General features: G+C 74.9%; 10 protein-coding genes. 4 read left to right on the forward strand and 6 right to left on the reverse strand.

Annotation, left to right across the window (positions count from 1 at the left end; genetic code table 11):
- Positions 1–110: 110 nt before the first annotated feature.
- The gene (locus SXIN_RS16540; RefSeq protein WP_019707150.1) at positions 111–1,625 is read left to right on the forward strand and encodes an MFS transporter; all 1,515 of its coding nucleotides are present in this window, start codon (positions 111–113) and stop codon (positions 1,623–1,625) included.
- A 113-nt stretch (positions 1,626–1,738) separates the two neighbouring features.
- Here SXIN_RS16540 and SXIN_RS16545 read toward each other — a convergent pair whose 3' ends face one another.
- The 3 genes from SXIN_RS16545 to lhgO form a co-directional block, all read right to left on the reverse strand.
- Positions 1,739–3,226 (reverse strand): PrsW family intramembrane metalloprotease, encoded by a 1,488-nt coding sequence (locus SXIN_RS16545; protein WP_095757160.1) that lies wholly within the window; start codon positions 3,224–3,226, stop codon positions 1,739–1,741.
- Between the two features lie 45 nt (positions 3,227–3,271).
- The gene (gene trmB, locus SXIN_RS16550) at positions 3,272–4,090 is read right to left on the reverse strand and encodes a tRNA (guanosine(46)-N7)-methyltransferase TrmB (RefSeq protein ID WP_019707148.1); all 819 of its coding nucleotides are present in this window, start codon (positions 4,088–4,090) and stop codon (positions 3,272–3,274) included.
- 104 nt (positions 4,091–4,194) lie between these two features.
- Complete coding sequence (lhgO, locus tag SXIN_RS16555; protein ID WP_019707147.1) at positions 4,195–5,412, reverse strand: L-2-hydroxyglutarate oxidase; 1,218 nt, start codon at positions 5,410–5,412, stop codon at positions 4,195–4,197.
- Between the two features lie 229 nt (positions 5,413–5,641).
- On the opposite strand from lhgO, the gene SXIN_RS16560 reads away from it, so the two are divergent.
- Positions 5,642–6,457, forward strand: a complete 816-nt coding sequence (locus SXIN_RS16560; RefSeq protein WP_039820197.1) for an alpha/beta fold hydrolase — start codon at positions 5,642–5,644, stop codon at positions 6,455–6,457.
- 107 nt (positions 6,458–6,564) lie between these two features.
- On the opposite strand, the gene SXIN_RS16565 is transcribed toward SXIN_RS16560, so the two are convergent.
- On the reverse strand, positions 6,565–7,998 hold the full coding sequence (locus SXIN_RS16565; RefSeq protein ID WP_019707144.1) for an NsdA family TPR-like regulatory protein: 1,434 nt from the start codon (positions 7,996–7,998) through the stop codon (positions 6,565–6,567).
- A 620-nt stretch (positions 7,999–8,618) separates the two neighbouring features.
- Here SXIN_RS16565 and SXIN_RS16570 point away from each other — a divergent pair.
- Positions 8,619–10,769 (forward strand): asparagine synthase-related protein, encoded by a 2,151-nt coding sequence (locus SXIN_RS16570; RefSeq protein ID WP_107501158.1) that lies wholly within the window; start codon positions 8,619–8,621, stop codon positions 10,767–10,769.
- Between the two features lie 294 nt (positions 10,770–11,063).
- On the opposite strand, the gene SXIN_RS16575 is transcribed toward SXIN_RS16570, so the two are convergent.
- The gene (locus tag SXIN_RS16575; RefSeq protein ID WP_107501159.1) at positions 11,064–13,016 is read right to left on the reverse strand and encodes an NPCBM/NEW2 domain-containing protein; all 1,953 of its coding nucleotides are present in this window, start codon (positions 13,014–13,016) and stop codon (positions 11,064–11,066) included.
- 210 nt (positions 13,017–13,226) lie between these two features.
- On the reverse strand, positions 13,227–13,997 hold the full coding sequence (locus tag SXIN_RS16580) for a TetR/AcrR family transcriptional regulator (protein WP_095757162.1): 771 nt from the start codon (positions 13,995–13,997) through the stop codon (positions 13,227–13,229).
- Between the two features lie 380 nt (positions 13,998–14,377).
- On the opposite strand from SXIN_RS16580, the gene SXIN_RS16585 reads away from it, so the two are divergent.
- Complete coding sequence (locus SXIN_RS16585; RefSeq protein ID WP_019707141.1) at positions 14,378–15,721, forward strand: NAD(P)/FAD-dependent oxidoreductase; 1,344 nt, start codon at positions 14,378–14,380, stop codon at positions 15,719–15,721.
- Positions 15,722–15,831: the final 110 nt, after the last annotated feature.

The following is a 15,831-nucleotide window of genomic DNA, read 5'->3' on the forward strand; positions in this document are numbered from 1 at the left end:
CCTCCGGCCGGCCCGCCCCGGGGGCGTGAATCGCACGGCGCCGGGAACCTGCATGCACGGATGAGCACCGGGGCGCCGCCCCGGGCCGGAGTCGAGCGGAGGGTGCGGGGATGGCGGCGGACTACCCCTTGGACGCGCGAGCGGGAACGGGCACGGTCACCACGGCCGTGCCCGCCCGGCTGGACAGACTGCCCTGGTCGCGCTGGCACTGGACCATCGTCATCGGCCTCGGCACCGTGTGGATCCTCGACGGCTTGGAGGTCACCGTCGTCGGCAACATCGCGGGCCGGCTCTCGGAGGAGGGCAGCGGTCTGCCCATCAGCTCCGGCCAGGTCACCGGTGTCGCCGCGGCGCTGTACGTCGCCGGGGCCTGTCTGGGCGCGCTCTTCTTCGGCCGCCTCACCGACCGCTACGGCCGCAAGAAGCTGTTCATCATCACGCTGGCCGTCTATCTGGGCGCCACCGCGCTGACCGCCCTTTCCTTCTCCAGCTGGTGGTTCTTCGTCTTCCGCTTCCTCACCGGCTTCGGCATCGGCGGCGAGTACGCGGCCATCAACTCGGCCATCGACGAGCTGATCCCCTCCCTCTACCGGGGCCGGGTCGACCTCATCATCAACGGCAGCTTCTGGCTGGGTGCGGTCGGCGGTTCCCTGCTGTCCATCGTCATGCTGGACACCGACATCTTCCCCAAGGACCTCGGCTGGCGGCTGACCTTCGGGCTGGGCGTCGTCTTCGGACTGGTGATCCTCCTCGTCCGCCGGCACGTACCGGAGAGTCCACGCTGGCTCTTCATCCACGGCCGGGGCGAGGAGGCGGAAGCCCTGGTCCGGGAGGCCGAGGAGCAGGTCACCGCCGAGAAGGGCGAGGAACTCCCGGAGCCGGCCGGTGAGATCACCATCCACCAGCGCAAGAGCATCGGCTTCGGCCTGATCGCCCGTACCGTCTTCTCGCACTACCGCAGGCGCGCCGTCCTCGGCTTCTCGCTCTTCATCGGCCAGGCCTTCCTCTACAACGCCATCACCTTCGGCTTCGGCGCGATCCTCACCACGTTCTACGACGTGGGCACCGGCTCCACCGGCTACTTCTTCGCGGTGATCGCGCTGGGGAACTTCTTCGGCCCGCTGCTGCTCGGCAAGCTCTTCGACACCGTGGGCCGCAAGATCATGATTTCCGGCACCTACATCCTCTCCGGTGTGCTCCTCTTCATCACCGCCTGGCTCTTCGACGGCGGCCATCTGACCGCCAGGACCCTCACCGCCTGCTGGTGCGTGGTGCTCTTCTTCGCCTCGGCCGGCGCGAGCTCCGCCTATCTGACGGTCAGCGAGGTCTTCCCGATGGAGACCCGGGCCATGGCGATCGCCTTCTTCTACGCGATCGGCACCGCCGCGGGCGGCATCAGCGGCCCGCTGGTCTTCGCGAAGCTCACCGGGTCGGGCGTCGTCGGCGACACCGTGCTGGCCTTCCAGATCGGTGCCGCGCTGATGACCCTGGCCGGTGTGGTGGCCGCCGTGCTCGCCGTACCGGCGGAGCGGCGTTCGCTGGAGGACATCGCCACCCCCCTCTCCCAGCGGACCGCCGAGCCGAGCGGGGCCGCCGGGGCACCGGCGCCCCGTACCGCGGGCTGACGCCGGTGCCGCGCCCCGTGCCGAGCGGGGAACCCCGGCCGGGGAGCGGTAACCGCGGCCCGGTGACCGTGGCTCAGCGAGGGCGATCAGTAACGGCCGTCGGTAACGGCGGCTCAGTGACCGCCGGAGCCGGGGCCGTACGAGCCGGGACCGTACGGTGCGTACGGCCCCGGCCGCGGCTGTTGCCCCGGCGGCCACGGTCCCGGCTGCGGCCCCGTCCACGGCCCCTGCTGCCCCGGCTGGTACGGGACCCCGGGCCCGCCGGGCCCCTGCCCGTACGGCATCCCCGGTCCGTACGGCTGCCACCGCGGTGGCGCCACCGGTGCGGTGACCGCCGCGGCGTGCAGCAGGGCGGGCCGCGCCAGGGCCTTGCGCTGCCACAGATGGTGCAGCAGCTCCTGCTCGCGGACGGCGAAGTCCGCGCCCACCGCGCCCTGGTGGGCGCGCCGCCGCAGAAAGGCTAGGGCCGTGGCGAAGGACTGGTACTCGGAGACGGCCCGGGCGGCCGGAGCGCCGTGCGTACGGCGCGCGAGCCGCCGGGCGACCGCACGGGCCCGCATCGACGACAGCGCGTGCGGCTCGGCGGGCGCGAGCCAGCCCGCCGCCACATACGCCGGCAGGTACTCCCGGACGGCCCGCAGCTCGCCCGCCCGGGAGCGGATCACCACGGTGGTCAGCACCACGAACAGCGGCACCATGAACAGGGCGTAGACCGCGATGAAGCCGTGACCGCCCAGGGACGTCGAGCCGTTCCACACGCTGTGCAGGCCCATGGCCGTCGCCAGCCCGGAGAGCGGCAGCAGGACCCGGCCGGCGCGTGCCCGCGGCGTGAGCTGCGCGACGAGCCCGAAACCGATCCCGGTCAGCGACGTGAACAGCGGGTGCGCGAACGGCGACAGCACGATGCGGACGATGAAGGTCTGCGCGGTCACGGACTCGAACCCCGAGTTGCCGAGCGCCTCGTCCTCGCCGAAGGCGGTGCCCAGGAAGAGGATGTTCTCGGTGAAGGCGAAGCCGGTGGCCGTGATCCCCGCTATCACCACACCGTCGACGATGCCGTGGAAGTCCCGCCGCCGGAAGACGAACAGCAGCAGCAGCGCCGCGGCCTTGGTGCTCTCCTCCACCACCGGGGCGACCACCGCCGCCCCCCAGGTGTCCGCGTCACCGGCCGAGGAGACCCCGGCCCGCGCGACGATCCACCGCACCGCGAGACCGTTGGCCAGAATCGCCACGAGGGTGGCGGCACACGCTCCCCAGGCGAACGCGAACGCCAGATTCCGCCAGGGCTCGGGCTCGACCCGGTCCAGCCAGCAGAACGCCGCCACCAGCAGGGGAACGGGAAGCACGGCGAGGCCCAGACCGACCACGAAGCCCCGGGTGCCGGTCTGCTGCCGGACCAGCGCGAGGATCACCAGACCGCACAGCGCCAGCAGGATGACCAGGGCGCCGACGCGCACCGCTCTGCTCTCCCAGAGCGCCCGGCGCGGCCGGTAGCGCCACTGCGCACGGTCGGGCACGGCGTCGAACCGGGGACGCGGCTGGTACTCCGGCACCGGCGGCTGCGCGGGACCGGGCCGCTGCGGGGGTGGGGACGGGTGCATCCACCGACCCTAACGAGACCGGCCCGGCGGTGCGGCGGCCTTCGGTCAGCGGCGGCGGAACAGGACGTCGTGGACGCGGTGCCCCTTGCCGAGACCGGCGTTCTCGAACTTCGTCACCGGACGGAACGCGGGCCGGGGGGCGTAGCCGCCGCCGGGCACGGTGTTCTCCAGCTCGGGGCAGGCGGTCAGCACCTCCAGCATCTGCTCGGCGTACGGCTCCCAGTCGGTCGCGCAGTGGAACAGCGCGCCCGGCCGCAGCCGGTCCGCGGCCAGCGTGACGAACTCCGGCTGGATCAGCCGGCGCTTGTGGTGCCGCTTCTTGGGCCAGGGGTCCGGGAAGAACACCCGCAGGCCCGCCAGGGCGCCCGGCTCGATCATCTCCCGCAGCAGGATGATCGCGTCGCCGTTGGCCACCCGGATGTTCGTCAGCCCCTCGCGCTCGGCGAGCGCCAGCAGATTGCCCTGGCCGGGGGTGTGCACGTCGGCGGCGAGTATGCCGGTGCCGGGATCGTCGGCGGCCATCCGCGCGGTGGCCTCCCCCATGCCGAAGCCGATCTCCAGCACCACGGGCAGGCCGCCGAACAGGGCGTCGAGGTCGAGCGTGGACCGCCCGTCGATGTCCAGGCCCCGCGTCGGCCAGAGCCGGCGCAGCGCCTCTCCCTGCCCGGCTGTCACGCGCCCGCGGCGCGGCCGGAAGCTCCGGATCCGGCGCTCGTGGTGCGACCCGGCCGGGTCGACCGCGGGGCCTTCGGGGAACAGCAGCCTCCGCTCGGAGCGGTTCGCCTGCCGCGGGGCGGCCTCGGTGCGGGTGGCGCCGTGCGGATCGGGCACCGGCGGGGACGTGTGGTTACGGGAATCGGACACAATGCCTCCGATTCTACGGCGGCCCCGCACCCGCCCGGGCGCCGACCGGGGCCGGAACCCCCGCAGCCGGCGGACGGGTCCGACGCGCCGAGCGGCGGGCAGCCCTACACCCGCACCATGCCCAGGGCGGCCAGGGCCCGCCGCGCCACCTCGCGTCCGATCGGCAGCGAAGCCGTGGCGGCGGGGGAGGGCGCGTTCAGCACATGGACGGTCCGGGGCGCCTCGGCGAACAGGAAATCGTCCACCAGACCGCCGTCCGGCAGCACCGCCTGTGCGCGGACCCCCGCCGGCGCCGGCACCAGATCCGCGGGGGACACCTCGGGCAGCATCCGCCGCACCGCCTCCGTGAAGGCCCTCTTCGAGAGCGAGCGGCGCAGCTCACCGGCGCCGTACCGCCAGTGGCGGCGGGCTATCCGCCAGGAACCGGGGAACGCCAGCGTCCCGGCCAGCTCGGCGGGGCGCAGGGTCCGCCAGTCATAGCCCTCGCGGGCCAGTGCGGGGACGGCGTTGGGGCCGATGTGCACATGGCCGTCGAGGCCCCGGGTGAGATGGACGCCCAGGAACGGGAACGCCGGGTCCGGCACCGGATAGACCAGGCCCCGGACCAGCCCGGCCCGGCTCGGCGCCAGTGCGTAGTACTCCCCGCGGAAGGGGACGATCCGCATGCCCGGCTCGTCACCGGCCAGCCGCGCCACCCGGTCGCTGTGCAGCCCCGCGCAGTTCACCAGGGCCCGGGCCCGCAGCACCGCGCCGTCTGCGGTGCGCACCGCGACCGACGAGGAGCGCCGGCCGACGGCCCGCACCTCGGCGCCGTACCGGATGCTCGCGCCCTCCTCCTCCGCCAGCCGGGCCAGCCGGCGGGCGACCGCCCCGTAATCGCACACCCCGGTGGAGCCGACATGGATCGCTGCCAGCCCCCGCACCGCCGGTTCCCGCTCCGCGATCTGCGCCGGCCCCAGCTCGCGCACCGGTATGCCGTGCTCCCGGCCGCGCTGCACCAGGGCGTGCAGCCGCGGCAGCTCCTCGCGTTCGGTGGCGACGATCAGCTTGCCGGTCACCTCGTACGGCAGGCCCTGCTCGGCACAGAACCGCACCATCTCCGCGGCGCCCCGCACCGCGAACCGCGCCTTCAACGAGCCCGGGCGGTAGTAGATGCCGCTGTGGATCACGCCGCTGTTGCGCCCCGTCTGGTGGAGCGCCGGGCCGGGCTCCTTCTCCAGCACGACCACCCGGGTGCCGGGCGCCGCACGCGTGATCGCGTACGCGGACGACAGCCCGACGATTCCGCCGCCGATCACCAGGACGTCGCAGTCGTACGACACCGCCCCACACCTCCCCGCTCGCGCTCCGCCTCTCCCGATGATGCCCTGGCCCACTGACAGCCACCCGAAACCTGCCGGCGGAGCTCCGCCGCCGGGTCCCCGAGGGGGAGATCGGCAAGACCGGCGAGATCCGGAGGTCCACGTTCGTCAGGGCGGTGTCCGTACCACCCCCGGGCCGGGGGCGTAGGCTTCCGTCCCCGTGCCGGTGACCGACGCCAGGGGTGCCCCGATGAGCCGCTTGACGGTGAACGACGCCACGCTCCACTACGACGACTCCGGTCCGGCGGACGGCATACCGGTCGTCCTGGTGCACGGACACCCGTTCAACCGCACGCTGTGGGCTCCGCAGACCCGCGCGCTCACCGCGGCCGGGCACCGGGTGATCACCCCCGACCTGCGCGGCTACGGGGACAGCGACGTCACGCCGGGCAAGGTGCTGCTCTCCCGCTTCGCGGACGACATCGCCGCGCTCCTGGACCACCTCGGCGTCGAGCGCGCGGTGGTCGGCGGCGTGTCCATGGGAGGCCAGATCGCCATGGAATTCCACCGCCGCCACCCGCGGAGGGTGCGGGCGCTGCTGCTGTCCGACACCTCGCCGTCCCCGGAAACGGCGGAGGGCAGACGCTTCCGCAACCGCCTGGCCGACCGGCTGCTCGCCGAGGGCATGGACGGTTACGCCGACGACGTCATCGGCAAGATGCTCGCCTCCTACAACGTCACCGCCCTCCCCGACGCGGCCACACACGTCCTCGGCATGATGCGCGCCACCGACCCCCGAGGTGCCGCGGCCGCGCTGCGCGGGCGGGCGGAACGCCCCGACTACCGCGACACGCTCGCCGCCGTCGGGGTCCCCACCCTGGTCGTGGTCGGCGCGGACGACGTGTACACCCCGGTCGCCGAGGCCGAGGCCATCAGCCGTCTCGTCCCGCGCGCCACGCTGAGCGTGATCGACGGGGCCGGGCACCTGCCGGGAGTCGAACAGCCCGAGCGCTTCAACGCCGTCCTGCTGGACTTCCTCCGCGCGCGGGTGTCCGCCCGCGCATGAGGTGAGGTCTGTGCGGCCCCTGACGGGTCCGTACGGGCCCGCGCCCGGGTGGCCGGCTCCCGCTCACGAACGGTCCCGGCCCTCCCTTCGCTCCGTACGATCTCCGCCTAGGCCGGCGCCACCAGCAACGGCCGTGCCCGCTCCCGCAGTTCCGCCACGCGCGGCTCGTCCCCGTACGGCTCCAGCCGGTGCAGCAGGTCCCGCACATACTCGGTGGTCCGCGCCGAGGAGATCCGCCCGGCGACCTCCACCGCCCGCGTCCCCTGTGCGCACGCGGCGTCCAGGTTCCCGGATTCCAGTTCGGCGACCGCCGCGACGACCAGCCGCAGTCCGTGCGAGCGGACGAACTCCTCCGTCGGCTGCGAGAGCGCCTGCTCGGTGAAGCGCCGAACCTGCCGGGGCACCTTGAGGTCGCGGTAGCACTCCGCGGCGTCGGCCGCGAACCGCCCCTCGGAGTAGAACCCGAGCCAGTTGGGGTCCTGGTCGCCCGGCCGGGAGCGCTCGAGCCAGCCCTCGGAGGACCGCAGCGCGGCGCTGGCCGCGTGCGAGTCGCCGGCCTTGGCGTGGGCACGGGCCTCGACGAGCCGGAAGAAACTCATGGTGCGGGCGGTGGCCAGGCCGCGATTGCGTTCGACGGCGGCCTGGGCGAGGTCGACGCCCTCGTCGGCGAAGCCGCGGTAGGTGGCCTGGAGGCTCATGGAGGCCAGGACGTAGCCGCCCAGCGGCACATCGGCGGCGGCGCGCGCGAGCCGCAGCGCCTGGATGTAGTAGCGCTGGGCCGCCTCCTGCTGGCCGGTGTCGAAGGCCATCCAGCCGGCGAGCCGGGTGAGTTCGGCGGTCGCGCCGAACAGGGAGCGCCCGACCTCGTCGCTGTACGAACCGAGGAGCAGCGGCGCCGCGTCGACCCGCAGGCACTCGGGGACCATCGACGAACGCCAGTCACCGCCGCCGTACTTGGAGTCCCAGCGGCGGGCGTCCTCAGCGGCCTCGCGGAGCTTGGTGACGTCGCTGTGCCCGACGCGCTGCGGCGGGCCGTCGGCGGCGGCGGCCTCGGCCTCCTTCGGGTCGCGGGCGGCGTTGCTGTCGGCGGGCGTGATCAGCCAGCGCGAGGCGGGCGTCGCGTAGGCGCTGACGGCGAACGATCCGGCCAGGCTCTGCCAGATGCCGCCGCTGCCGGCGCGGCGGCCGGCGAGATCGAGGCGGTAGAGCTCGGTGGCCGAGCGGACGGCGGCACCGACGGCGCGCGGGAAGGCGAGACCGACCTCGGGTGCGGGATCGGCGTCGGCCAGACCTATCTCGTGCAGCGGCACGGGGCGGCCGAGTTTGCTGCCGATGGCGGCGGCGATCAGATGCGGCGCGGCACCCTGCGGAACCATGCCCTTGGAGACCCATCTGGCCACCGAGGTCTTGTCGTAACGGAGCGTCAGACCGCGCTGTGCTCCGAGGTCGTTGACGCGGCGCGCCAAGCCGGCATTGCTGATGCCCGCGAGGGCGAGAACGGTGCCGAGCTTCTCGTTCGGCCCGCGTTGCTCCCTGGACATGAGCCACCCCTCGACACACCGACGGCCGCCCCGGCATAGGCACGGGGCATTCGTAAGCCCAGCGTAGTTGCCCACATCCCGACCGTTAAGGGGCGAAGTACCGGATGGCGAGAATGTGGCCGTGACGGGGAGCGCGGCCGGGCCCGTGCCCCCGGGGTGTGCCGCCCTGCGCCCGGACGTGCGCGCTGTCCCGGCCAGCGCGAGAGCGCTTCCATGAGGAGCGCGTGGGTCGGCCCGCCGCACCGGATCCAGCGGGCCGGGGGGACCCCGTCGCCTCATTCCCCGCGGGCGGCGGGACGGTCCGGGAGACGCTGATCGTTTCCCGGACCGCACCGTTCCCGGCGGTGGCGCCCACCCGTACGGCCGCCCGAAGTTGGCTTGTTTTCGCCCTTCTCAACGGGGCGCATGGCGTGGGAGTGCGTGCTCCCTCAACCGCCCCTTGTGCGCCGTTCCCGTGGCAGCATGGAGCCTGACGGGACCCACATTGCCCCGGCCCGCGGCCAGTTGGCGGGCGCGCCGCTCCCGGAGCGTCGCCGGGCCGATGCCGGACCTGTCGGACTACTGTGCACGATGACTGCGTGCGGCGGGTACAGGGTTGCCCTCGGGCTGTGGAGGCGGCGATGCGGTGGTTGGTGGGGTGGAGCAGTGCCGCCGCAGGCGCTTCCCGCAGCGCGTGGAGCACGAACGGCGACGGCGGCGAGACCCCCGTCCACCCCGTGGGCTCCCAGCCGCTCTGGAGCGGCCCCGATCCGCTCTGGGCCGTCGGCGACTGGCGTCCCGACGAGATCCGCGTCGTCCAGGCCGACCCGTTCACCCGGATCGCGGTGCTCGGCTGCTGCGGCGCCACCGACGAGGAACTGCGCGTCGCCCTGTTCGCCGCCCGCGGCGGCGCCCTGCGCCATCTCACCGCCTGGCCGGGCGGGTACACCGCCGTCCTCCAGGTCGGCCGCCGCATCACCGTCACCGGCGATCTGGCCGGCGCCCGCCCCGTCTTCCACACCCCCTGGCGCGGCGGCACCGCCTACGCCACCGCGGCCCTGCCGCTCGCCGACCTCGTCGAGGCACAGCTCGACGTCGGCCACCTCGCCGCGCTGCTCGCCTGCCCCGACTCCCCGGAGGCCCTGCGCGACGGCACCCCCTACATGGGCGTGAGACGGGTACCGCCCGGCCACGCCCTCGTCCTGCGCGACGGAGCCCGCGAGATCACCGGTTACGAGCCGACCGCCTCGCTCGCCGTCGCGGCGCCCCAACTCGACCCCGGCCAGGCCATCGACGGGGTGCGCGACGCCCTCGTCGAAGCCGTACGCGCCCGCCTCGCCGCCCCCCGCCACGCCCCGGAGGCCGAGCCGGCCGACCCGGGGCCCGTGCCCGGCATGGGCCCCGCGGAACGCCGCGCGGCGCGCGGGGCCCCCGCCCCCGGCATAGGCGCCGACCTCTCGGGCGGCAGCGCCTCCTCCACCCTCGCCCTCCTCGCCGCCGGACTCCCCGGCAACCCCGGCACGATCCTCGGCCACCACGGCACCGGCGCCGGCGAGCGGCTGCTCGCCGTCACCTTCAACGACCTCGCCGCGGGCGGCGGCCGGGAGCGCGACGCCGAACTGGAACGGGCCCGAAGCCTCGCCGCCAACCCCCGCCTCCACCACGTCGTCGTCGCCGGGGGCGAGGAGGCCCTGCCGTACGCCGGCCTCGACACCGTCTTCCTCACCGACGAGCCCGGCCCGTCCCTCGTCACCGCCGCCCGCCACCGGTACCGGCTCGCCGCGGGCAGCGCCGACCACATCGTCGGCCACGGCGCGCGCCAGGTCCTCGACGCCCACCCCGCCCGCCTCGCGGACCTGCTCCTCGACCGCCAACGGCGGCGGCTGCTCCGCCCGATGGCGGCCCTCGTCCGGGCCGACGGCCCCGGCGCCCAGTCGCTCTTCGTCCCCTTCACCGTCTACCGGGCGGCGCGCCGGCTCGCCCGTACGCCCTACCGCGAGGGCGTACGGGACGTGGCGGGGATGCTCCTGGAACGCCGCTTCACCGACGCGGGCGGCCACGGCGGCCAGATCCGCGGCCTTCCGGTGACGGCCGCCGACGCGGGTGCCGTCGACGCCTCCCTGGCCGCGCTCGCCTGGTGCCGTCCCGGCCCGGCGGCGCGCTGGCTGACGGGCGAGGCGCTCGCCGAGGTGTCGGTCCGCCTGCACGACGCGGCGTCCCGGCCCGGCACCGTCGAACGCCCGGGCGAGCGGCGCGCCAACGCCGCGCTCGCCCGGCACGCGGCCGACCACCGGGTCTTCGAACAAGCCGCCGAGATCAGAAACCAGCGGCTGCACGCACCCTTCCTCGACAACCAGGTCGTCCGTGCCTGCCGCGCGCTCCCCGAGGCGCTCCGCGTCCAACCGGGGGCGCGCGCCTCGGTGTTGCGCACCGTGCTGGCGGGTGCGGGCATCCACGACCTCCCTCCGGGCTGGGGAGCGCCCTCCCAGGCCTCCCAGGCGGCCTCCGTCCGGGCCGGGCTGCGCGCCTCGGTGGACGGGCTCGTGGCCCTCTTCGACGCACCGCTGCTGGCGGACGCGGGGCTGGTGGAGGCCCGGGTGGTGCGCAAGGCGCTGCGCGCGGCGGCTCAGGGCGAACCGGTACCGCTGGACGGCCTGGCCGAACTGGTCTCCACCGAGCTCTGGCTGCGCCGGCTGATCGCGCGCCGGGGGAGCTGCTGGACGGGCTCGGAGGCGCCGCGGCAGCGTGCGGTGTCCGGAGGGGTGCCGGGGACCTCACGACCGGCTCTGTGAGGCGCTGAGCCGTTCCACAGGCTTGCCCGGCGGGCCCGCGGCCCGGACCGGGGCCCGGCCCCGGAGCCGTCCGCAGGATGGTGGGCCACCGGCCTGTACGGAGGCCGGTACCGAAGCCCGTACGCGGAGGGCGGGGCGCGCCGGTGCGCATGCTCCACACCGGGGAAGGCCGTTCGGCGCCGATACCGGCTCGCCCTCCCGCGCGCCGGGCGCCCGGCGGCCTCCGAGCTCGCCGCCGCCCGGCAGACGGCCACCGCGTCCGCCGCACCGGGCGGCACGCTCCCGGGCCACCGGTCACCGGCAGTTGATGCGCGCCCCGGCCCAGTCCGCCAGAGCCTCCGGACTCCGGCGGTACGGCTCGACGACCAGCCGGAGGGTCCGGACACCGGACAGCGAGACCTGGACCGGCAGAGCCGCGTCCCCGTCGCGCAGGACGTCCGAACGCCACAGCAGCGCACCGTCCCCGTAGACGGAGAACAGGGCCGCCCCCGGCACCGGTCGCAGATCGTCCAGCCCGACCCGCGCGCTGTACGTCGTGCACGGCCGGTTGAGGTCGACCGTGACCGACGACCGGGCCTGCACGGTCACGCCCTCCGGGAACAACTCCCGGCCGATCATGATCCCTTGACGGGGCCACAGCCAGGAGCTCTCCGCGCTGCGCACCTCCGGGCCCGTGCCGTCGCCGTGCGTGTCGTACGCCAGCTCGCCGAGGTCGTACGCCAGCGGGGCCGGCTTCGGCTCGACGGAGGGGCCGGACGAACTCGGGACGGGAGCGGAGGACGGCGGCGAGGAGCCGGAGGCGGATGCCGGCGGGGAGGACGAGGCACCGGACGGGGACGCGACCGCCCCGGGGGAGGCAGGTGCCGGGGAGGTGCCCCCGGACCGCGCCGGCCCCCGGGAACCCGCCGGCCCCGTGGACCCGCCCGCCGCGGAACCGGGCGGGGTCCGGGAACCGGCACTCTCCCGCCGCGTCTGGGCAGGCGTGGCCGCCGGTCCGGGCGCTTCCGGTCCCGGGTCGCGGACCGCTCCGGAGCCGGGACCCGGCTCCCCGGGAGCCACCGGCGCCGGTGCCCGGCCGGCCCGCGGCCCGCTGTCGGGCGCACCGGCACCCCCGGCCAGAACGACGAGAACGGCGGCGGTGGCGGCCGCCACCCCGGCCGCCAGCCCCATCCGCACCGGCGCACCGCCGGCCTCGGGCACGACCCGGTCCGATCCCGTTCCGCCACCCGGACGCCTCCCCGGGACAGCCCCGGCCGCCTGCCGCGGATATCCCGCCGCCAGGGGCCCGAGGACGGCGACGGGCAGCGCCATGCGCAGCCGGACGGCGGCGTCCGCCGCGTCCCGTACCGCCGTGCGGCACCGTGCGCAGGCCGCGAGATGCCGGCGCAACCCTCGTACCGTGCGGGCCCGCAGACCGCCCTCGGCGCAGGCGGCGAGGAGCGGAGTGGAGCGGGCACAGTCGCCGCCCTCGGCCGAGGCATCCGCCAACCGGACCCTCAGGCAGGCCTGTTCGAGCCCCTTGCGCGCCCGGTGCGCCAGTGCGGCCGCGGCCTCCGGGCTCATGCCGAGCAGCCGGGCGGCGCTCTCCGGGGACTCGGCCTCGACCAGGGTGTGCCAGAGCACGGTCTGCCAGGGCGCGGGCAGGACGCGGAAGGCCCGGACGACCTCCGAGCGCTCCGCCTCCCGCATCGCCCGGACCCCGGCGTCCGCCTCCGCCCGCCGGTCCCCGGCTCCGGCCGGAAGCCCGGCCGGGCCCGCGCCGCTCCCGGAACGGGCGCCGGCGCAGTCCGGCGCACCGAGAACCCCCGACGCGTCCGCACACCCGGGCAGGCCCGCCGTGCCCGGCGCCGGGGCCGCGCCGGTCACCCCGGCGCCCCCCGCGGCGCGGGCGGGGCCGGTGGCCTCCGCGAGGACGGCGAAGCCGGCGAATCCGGTGCGGAGCCGCTCGCCCTTCCCCGTCCGGCTCCACTCCGCGGCCACCCGGCGGACCGTCGTCAGCAGATGGACGCGCTCGGGTGCTTCGGGGCGGACACCGCCGCGAATCCCGCGGAGCGTACGGGCGAAGGCCTCGGTGGTGAGGTCGTCGGCGGAGTCGGTGTCGTGGCAGCAGTCGCGGGCGTGGCGCCGGACGGCCACCGCATGGCGCCGGAAGAACTCCTCGAAGGCAGTGTCGTCCCCGTCCGCGGTCCGCCGGAGCAGATCCGCGTCGGCCGGCGGCGGTCCGCCCGTCGGCTGCTCAGATCCCATGGCAGAAGCCCCCGTACCCGACGACACACCCGAGCCCCCGGGAAAGACTGCCACAATGCCCGGCCCCGGCCCCATACAAGGAACCAGAACGACCCTCCGGACAGGGGGACTTCACGGCAGAAGACGCGAAGGCCACCCTGCCCGCCGGGCCTGCGGACATCCGGCCGGACCGGCCCCGCGCCCCGAAGGACCGCGGAGCCGGTCCCTCCCTCAGAGCGCGCGCGGGCGCAGCCCCTCCAGGAGGATGTCCAGAAGCCGCGCCGAGGCGGCTTGCTGCTGCGCCGCGTCGGGCAGAGCCGGAGCCGCGGTGGCTATCACGAGCAGCACGTCGGCGACGGTCACATCGCCGCGCAGCTCACCGGCGGCCCGGGCGCGGTCGACGAGCTGCCCCACGACGTCCAGCAGGACCGCGGCGCCCGGGTCGTGCTCGGCCGGCTCCGGGGTGCGCTCGACGAGCCGCAGATCCGGCTGTCCCTGCCCCGGCACGGCGGGCTGCCGCTGCTGCGGCACCCGGGCGGCGGCGTCCGCCCCCTCCGGCTCGGGGCCGACGCCGACCCGCAGCACCTGCGGCGGCAGCAGCCGGCCGGCTCCGGACGCGACCGAGGTGCGCAGGAAGCGGGAGAGCGCCGACCAGGGCTCCTCCTCCTGGCCCAGGGCGGCCCGCGCCTGCTCGGTGAGGCGCGCGGTCTCCTCCTCGGCTATCCGCCGGACGAGTACGTCCTTGCTCGGGAAGCGCCGGTAGACGGTGCCCACGCCGACCCGGGCCCGCCGTGCGACATCCTCCATCGGCGCCCCGTATCCCAGCTCACCGAAGACCTCGCGCGCCGCGCGCAGGACGTGCTCCAGATTGCGCTGTGCGTCCACCCGCAACGGCGTCGAGCGCGCGGCACCCATGACGTCGGAGCCGTCCGCGGTCGCCCGCGTGCTGCCGTCCGGTGCCGCCGCGAGAGCGGCCGGCCAGTGAGAACTCTGCGTATGCATGTGTTTTCCCCCGGTAAATGACGTCTCCCCCCGGAGACTCCCCGCCGTGACTGCCGGGAGACGGTCTGGCTCCCCCGACGGGATACGAACATAGTTGAGCCCAGGCCCGGAAAGAAGAGGGCAGTTCCGCACAGACCACCCCCCGGCCGGTGCGGAGGACCGCCCGGCTCCGGCCGGCGTGTCCCGTACGGCGAACGGCCCCGCGCTGACCTGCGCAGCTTGCGGCCGTCCCAGCGGAATTGCCCGTTCCGCCCGCCACGGCACGCCGGTCATACATTTCGCGGGGCCTGTGGACAAACGGCCGCCGCCGGTGCGTCATGGGAGGGTGCCGCGCTTTCAGGGAGCGGGCACGGCGGAACGACATCGCGAGGAGACCCTCTGTGACGGAACCGGCGCGCATTCTCGTGGTCGGCGGTGGCTGTGTCGGGATGTACACCGCGCTGCGGCTCCAGCGGAGGCTCAAACGAGGCGAAGCGCTGATCACCGTGCTCGACCCCGAGCCCTACATGACGTACCAGCCGTTCCTCCCGGAAGCGGCGGCGGGCTCGATCTCCCCGCGCCATGTCGTCGTCCCGCTGCGCCGGGTGCTGAGGAAGTGCCAGGTGGTGGTCGGCGAGGCCACGGCCATCGACCACACCGCGCGCACCGCGACCGTACGGACCCTCGCCACCGAGGAGGAGGGCACCGACCCGGTCGAGATCGGCTACGACGAACTGGTGCTGGCCCCCGGCTCGGTCTCCCGCACCCTCCCCGTCCCCGGCCTGGCCGAATTCGGCATCGGATTCAAGACGGTCGAGGAAGCCATCATGCTCCGCAACCATGTCCTGGAGCAGCTGGACATCGCCTCCTCGACCCGCGACCCGGCGGTCCGTTCCGCCGCCCTCACCTTCGTCTTCGTCGGCGGCGGCTACGCGGGTGTGGAGGCGATCGCCGAGCTGGAGGACATGGCCCGCTACGCCCTGCGCTACTACCACAACGTCGAACCCGAGGACATGAAGTGGATCCTCGTCGAGGCCACCGGGCGCATCCTGCCCGAGGTCGGCGAGGAGATGGGCACCTACGCCGTCCGCGAGCTGCGCGGCCGCAACATCGACATCCGCCTCGACACCCGGCTCGAATCCTGCGAGAAGCGGGTCGCGGTGCTCAGCGACGGCTCCCGTTTCCCCACCCGCACCCTGGTGTGGACGGCGGGCGTCAAACCGCACCCCGTACTCGCCGCCAGCGGCCTGCCGCTCAACGACCGGGGCCGGCTGCGGTGCACGGCGGCCCTGCGCGTCGACGGCACGGAGCACGCGTGGGCCGCGGGGGACGCCGCCGCCGTACCGGACCTCGCCGCGGGCACACCGGACGCGCTCTGCGCGCCCAACGCCCAGCACGCGGTGCGCCAGGCGCGGACCCTCGCCGACAACCTCGTCGCCTCCCTCCGCGGCGGCGGGACCAAGGACTACGAGCACGCGCACGCCGGATCGGTCGCCTCCCTGGGCCTCCACAAGGGTGTCGCACATGTGTACGGCAAGAAGATCAAGGGCTATCCGGCCTGGTTCATGCACCGCGTCTACCACCTCGGCCGGGTGCCGACCTTCAACCGTAAGGCCCGGGTGATCGCCGAATGGTCCCTCGCCGGACTCTTCAAACGCGAGATCGTCTCTCTCGGCTCTCTGGAGCACCCCCGCGCCGAATTCGAACTCGCGGCCGGGACAGATCACCCGTCCGACGGCAGATGACCGGAAGGCGAGGGAAGCCGGAACTACGCGATCGGCGGCCTCGTCTGACGGATGTCAGCCCGGTCCGCCACACTGGGCATGTGACCATCAAGGGTGGGCTCGCACCCGTC

The organism is Streptomyces xinghaiensis S187 (assembly GCF_000220705.2).
GTDB classification, from domain to species: domain Bacteria; phylum Actinomycetota; class Actinomycetes; order Streptomycetales; family Streptomycetaceae; genus Streptomyces; species Streptomyces xinghaiensis.